Below are 5,485 nucleotides of genomic sequence, written 5' to 3'. Positions count from 1 at the left end.
TGTCTACAGTAGAGTCAATAGCAAGGCCACGACGCAATGGAGAAAGACGGAGAGCGCCAACGGCGTCCATCTCGAAGGAGTCGCCAGCGATAACCGGAGTAGTTGAAATGGTAATAAGACGACCAATCTGACCAGCAAGGAAGCCAAGATGGGAAAGGTCATGCGGCATACGCTCGGCGCCAGTTTGAATATTAGACATAATTTATCCTCAAGTAAGGGGCCGAAGCCCCTGCAATTAAAATTGTTGACCACCTACATACCAAAGACGAGCGCCTTTACGCTTGCCTTTAGTACCTCGCAACGGCTGCGGACGACCAGGGCGAGCGCCAGAACGTTTTTTACCTTTAGACATTACATCACTCCTTCTGCACGTAATTTTTGACGCACGTTTTCTTCTGCGTCAGTAAGAACGTCAGTGTTTCCTGCGCGTACACGCAAGGTAAACGCGAACAATTCAGCGGCTTTAACCGGACGCTCGACGCCATTAATAATGTTTTCCGTAAATTCAGCGCCTTCCATGATGAGACAGGCCGTTTGAATGTTGACGGGATGAACATAATAAGCAATGACGGCAGCAATAAACTCAACAGGAGCAGGAAAGCGAGGGTATCCTACAAAGTCCAGCGTACCATAAACGCAAGCCTCAACGCAGCGACGAGCACGAGAGCGGTCAGTAGCAATCCAAACTTTGTTACTCGTCAGAAAATCGAAATCATCTTCGGTTAAATCCAAAACGGCAGAAGCCTGAATGAGCTTAATAGAGGCCAAAGCGGTCTGGAAACGTACGGATTGTTCAGTAACTTGACTCATGATTTCTTACCTATTAGTGGTTGAACAGCATCGGACTCAGATAGTAATCCACGCTCTTTTAAAATGTCAACAAGAGAATCTCTACCATGAACAAAATGTGACTCATATCTAAACCAGTCCTTGACGAACGTGCCAAGCATATTAAGCCACTTCTCCTCATCCAACGCGTCAGTTTTTGACAGAATCGTTAGTTGATGGCGAAAGGTCGCAAAGTAAGAGCTTCTCGAGCTGCGCAAGGATAGGTCGAATTTTCTCATTTTCCGCCAGCAGTCCACTTCGATTTAATTCGTAAACAAGCAGTAGTAATTCCTGCTTTATCAAGATAATTTTTCGACTCATCAGAAATATCCGAAAGTGTTAACTTCTGCGTCATGGAAGCGATAAAACTCTGCAGGTTGGATACGCCAATCATTTTTATCGAAGCGCGCATAAATTTGAGCAGATTTGTCGTCACAGGTTGCGCCGCCAAAACGTCGGCTACAGTAACTTTTCCCAGCCTCAATCTCATCTCTCTTTTTGCGTTCTGCTTCAATATCTGGTTGAACGGCGTCGCGTCGTAACCCAGCTTGGTAAGTTGGATTAAGCACTCCGTGGACAGATTTGTCATTGTGAGCATTTTCATCCCGAAGTTGCGGCTCATTCTGATTCTGAACAGCTTCTTGGGAAGTAGCGACAGCTTGGTTTTTAGTGAGTTGTTCCATTCTTTAGCTCCTAGACCTTTAGCAGCAAGGTCCATATCTGACTTTTTGTTAACGTATTTAGCCACATAGAAACCAACAGCCATATAACTGGTAGCTTTAAGCGGCTCACCTTTAGCATCAACAGGCCACAACCAACCAGAACGTGAAAAAGCGTCCTGCGTGTAGCGAACTGCGATGGGCATACTGTAACCATAAGGCCACGTATTTTGCAAGCTATTTAACTGGCGGCGATTGCGTACCCGACGACCAAAATTAGGGTCAACGCTACCTGTAGGAAGTGTCCGCATAAAGTGCACCGCATGGAAATGAAGACGGCCATTAGCTGTACCATACTCAGGCACACAAAAATACTGATAGCAGTCGGCGTGTGAATCATTAGCCTTGCGACCCTCGGCAGCAAGAACCATACGACCAATATCACGAAAATAGTCACGCAAAGCATTGGGATTATCATAAAACGCCTCTAATCGGTCGTCAGCCAACGTGAGAGTGTCAAAAACGATAAACCAACCATCAGCATGAGCCTGTCGCATTGCATTCATCAAACGCTGAATAGCAAAGCCTCTACGCGATTTCATAGTGGAGGCCTCCAGCAATCTTGAACACTCATCCTTAATACCTTTCTTTTTGGGGTAATTATACTCATCGCGAATATCCTTAAGAGGGCGTTCAGCAGCCAGCTTGCGGCAAAACTGCGTAACCGTCTTCTCGTTCTCTAAAAACCATTTTTCGTCCCCTTCGGGGCGGTGGTCTATAGTGTTATTAATATCAAGTTGGGGGAGCACATTGTAGCATTGTGCCAATTCATCCATTAACTTCTCAGTAACAGATACAAACTCATCACGAACGTCAGAAGCAGCCTTATGGCCGTCAACATACATATCACCATTATCGAACTCAACGCCCTGCATACGAAAAGACAGAATCTCTTCCAAGAGCTTGATGCGGTTATCCATCTGCTTATGGAAGCCAAGCATTGGGGATTGAGAAAGAGTAGAAATGCCACAAGCCTCAATAGCAGGTTTAAGAGCCTCGATACGCTCAAAGTCAAAATAATCAGCGTGACATTCAGAAGGGTAATAAGAACGAACCATAAAAAAGCCTCCAAGATTTGGAGGCATGAAAACATACAATTGGGAGGGTGTCAATCCTGACGGTTATTTCCTAGACAAATTAGAGCCAATACCATCAGCTTTACCGTCTTTCCAGAAATTGTTCCAAGTATCGGCAACAGCTTTATCAATACCATGAAAAATATCAACCACACCAGAAGCAGCATCAGTGACGACATTAGAAATATCCTTTGCAGTAGCGCCAATATGAGAAGAGCCATACCGCTGATTCTGCGTTTGCTGATGAACTAAGTCAACCTCAGCACTAACCTTGCGAGTCATTTCTTTGATTTGGTCATTGGTAAAATACTGACCAGCCGTTTGAGCTTGAGTAAGCATTTGGCGCATAATCTCGGAAACCTGCTGTTGCTTGGAAAGATTGGTGTTTTCCATAATAGACGCAACGCGAGCAGTAGACTCCTTCTGTTGATAAGCAAGCATCTCATTTTGTGCATATACCTGGTCTTTCGTATTCTGGCGTGAAGTCGCCGACTGAATGCCAGCAATCTCTTTTTGAGTCTCATTTTGCATCTCGGCAATCTCTTTCTGATTGTCCAGTTGCATTTTAGTAAGCTCTTTTTGATTCTCAAATCCGGCGTCAACCATACCAGCAGAGGAAGCATCAGCACCAGCACGCTCCCAAGCATTAAGCTCAGGAAATGCAGCAGCAAGATAATCACGAGTATCCTTTCCTTTATCAGCGGCAGACTTGCCACCAAGTCCAACCAAATCAAGCAACTTATCAGAAACGGCAGAAGTGCCAGCCTGCAACGTACCTTCAAGAAGTCCTTTACCAGCTTTAGCCATAGCACCAGAAACAAAACTAGGGACGGCCTCATCAGGGTTAGGAACATTAGAGCCTTGAATGGCAGATTTAATACCAGCATCACCCATGCCTACAGTATTGTTATCGGTAGCAAGCACATCACCTTGAATGCCACCGGAGGCGGCTTTTTGACCGCCTCCAAACAATTTAGACATGGCGCCACCAGCAAGAGCAGAAGCAATACCGCCAGCAATAGCACCAAACATAAATCACCTCACTTAAGTGGCTGGAGACAAATAATCTCTTTAATAACCTGATTCAGCGAAACCAATCCGCGGCATTTAGTAGCGGTAAAGTTAGACCAAACCATGAAACCAACATAAACATTATTGCCCGGCGTACGGGGAAGGACGTCAATAGTCACACAGTCCTTGACGGTATAATAACCACCATCATGGCGACCATCCAAAGGATAAACATCATAGGCAGTCGGGAGGGTAGTCGGAACCGAAGAAGACTCAAAGCGAACCAAACAGGCAAAAAATTTAGGGTCGGCATCAAAAGCAATATCAGCACCAACAGAAACAACCTGATTAGCGGCGTTGACAGATGTATCCATCTGAATGCAATGAAGAAAACCACCATTACCAGCATTAACCGTCAAACTATCAAAATATAACGTTGACGATGTAGCTTTAGGTGTCTGTAAAACAGGTGCCGAAGAAGCTGGAGTAACAGAAGTGAGAACCAGCTTATCAGAAAAAAAGTTTGAATTATGGCGAGAAATAAAAGTCTGAAACATGATTAAACTCCTAAGCAGAAAACCTACCGCGCTTCGCTTGGTCAACCCCTCAGCGGCAAAAATTAAAATTTTTACCGCTTCGGCGTTATAACCTCACACTCAATCTTTTATCACGAAGTCATGATTGAATCGCGAGTGGTCGGCAGATTGCGATAAACGGTCACATTAAATTTAACCTGACTATTCCACTGCAACAACTGAACGGACTGGAAACACTGGTCATAATCATGGTGGCGAATAAGTACGCGTTCTTGCAAATCACCAGAAGGCGGTTCCTGAATGAATGGGAAGCCTTCAAGAAGGTGATAAGCAGGAGAAACATACGAAGGCGCATAACGATACCACTGACCCTCAGCAATCTTAAACTTCTTAGACGAATCACCAGAACGGAAAACATCCTTCATAGAAATTTCACGCGGCGGCAAGTTGCCATACAAAACAGGGTCGCCAGCAATATCGGTATAAGTCAAAGCACCTTTAGCGTTAAGGTACTGAATCTCTTTAGTCGCAGTAGGCGGAAAACGAACAAGCGCAAGAGTAAACATAGTGCCATGCTCAGGAACAAAGAAACGCGGCACAGAATGTTTATAGGTCTGTTGAACACGACCAGAAAACTGGCCTAACGACGTTTGGTCAGTTCCATCAACATCATAGCCAGATGCCCAGAGATTAGAGCGCATGACAAGTAAAGGACGGTTGTCAGCGTCATAAGAGGTTTTACCTCCAAATGAAGAAATAACATCATGGTAACGCTGCATGAAGTAATCACGTTCTTGGTCAGTATGCAAATTAGCATAAGCAGCTTGCAGACCCATAATGTCAATAGATGTGGTAGAAGTCGTCATTTGGCGAGAAAGCTCAGTCTCAGGAGGAAGCGGAGCAGTCCAAATGTTTTTGAGATGGCAGCAACGGAAACCATAACGAGCATCATCTTGATTAAGCTCATTAGGGTTAGCCTCGGTACGGTCAGGCATCCACGGCGCTTTAAAATAGTTGTTATAGATATTCAAATAACCCTGAAACAAATGCTTAGGGATTTTATTGGTATCAGGGTTAATCGTGCCAAGAAAAGCGGCATGGTCAATATAACCAGTAGTGTTAACAGTCGGGAGAGGAGTGGCATTAACACCATCCTTCATGAACTTAATCCACTGTTCACCATAAACGTGACGATGAGGGACATAAAAAGTAAAAATGTCTACAGTAGAGTCAATAGCAAGGCCACGACGCAATGGAGAAAGACGGAGAGCGCCAACGGCGTCCATCTCGAAGGAGTCGCCAGCGATAACCGGAG

The 5,485-nt window shown here is 44.9% G+C and carries 9 protein-coding genes; all 9 read right to left on the bottom strand.

The annotated features are described in order from the left end of the window. A partial coding sequence (locus FFM78_RS14335) for a major capsid protein (RefSeq protein ID WP_001507280.1) occupies window positions 1-199 on the bottom strand: 199 nt, incomplete at its 3' end. Between the two features lie 36 nt (window positions 200-235). Continuing rightward, on the bottom strand, window positions 236-352 hold the full coding sequence (locus tag FFM78_RS14330; RefSeq protein WP_000033471.1) for a phage DNA packaging protein J: 117 nt from the start codon (window positions 350-352) through the stop codon (window positions 236-238). Then, the gene (locus tag FFM78_RS14325) at window positions 352-810 is read right to left on the bottom strand and encodes a scaffolding protein D (protein WP_000084700.1); all 459 of its coding nucleotides are present in this window, start codon (window positions 808-810) and stop codon (window positions 352-354) included. Before FFM78_RS14325 ends, FFM78_RS14330 begins: the two co-directional genes overlap by 1 nt. Continuing rightward, window positions 807-1,046, bottom strand: a complete 240-nt coding sequence (locus FFM78_RS14320) for a phage DNA packaging protein C (RefSeq protein WP_016670801.1) — start codon at window positions 1,044-1,046, stop codon at window positions 807-809. The genes FFM78_RS14325 and FFM78_RS14320 overlap by 4 nt, the downstream gene beginning before the upstream one ends. Beyond that, complete coding sequence (locus FFM78_RS14315) at window positions 979-1,131, bottom strand: hypothetical protein (protein ID WP_435988044.1); 153 nt, start codon at window positions 1,129-1,131, stop codon at window positions 979-981. Before FFM78_RS14315 ends, FFM78_RS14320 begins: the two co-directional genes overlap by 68 nt. After that, on the bottom strand, window positions 1,064-2,605 hold the full coding sequence (locus FFM78_RS14310; RefSeq protein ID WP_000252566.1) for a replication endonuclease: 1,542 nt from the start codon (window positions 2,603-2,605) through the stop codon (window positions 1,064-1,066). The genes FFM78_RS14315 and FFM78_RS14310 overlap by 68 nt, the downstream gene beginning before the upstream one ends. 63 nt (window positions 2,606-2,668) lie before the next feature. Further along, a complete protein-coding gene (locus FFM78_RS14305) occupies window positions 2,669-3,655 on the bottom strand; it encodes a Minor spike protein (RefSeq protein ID WP_000466547.1) in 987 nt (328 codons plus the stop codon). Between the two features lie 8 nt (window positions 3,656-3,663). Continuing rightward, the gene (locus FFM78_RS14300) at window positions 3,664-4,191 is read right to left on the bottom strand and encodes a hypothetical protein (protein WP_000487867.1); all 528 of its coding nucleotides are present in this window, start codon (window positions 4,189-4,191) and stop codon (window positions 3,664-3,666) included. Between the two features lie 110 nt (window positions 4,192-4,301). Then, window positions 4,302-5,485: major capsid protein (locus FFM78_RS14295; protein WP_223877095.1), on the bottom strand; the 1,184-nt coding region annotated here is incomplete at its 5' end.

The organism is Loigolactobacillus binensis, assembly GCF_005405165.1.
GTDB lineage: Bacteria > Bacillota > Bacilli > Lactobacillales > Lactobacillaceae > Loigolactobacillus > Loigolactobacillus binensis.
Note: the sequence above shows the minus strand (reverse complement) of the source record. Positions and strands in the feature narration are given on the sequence as shown.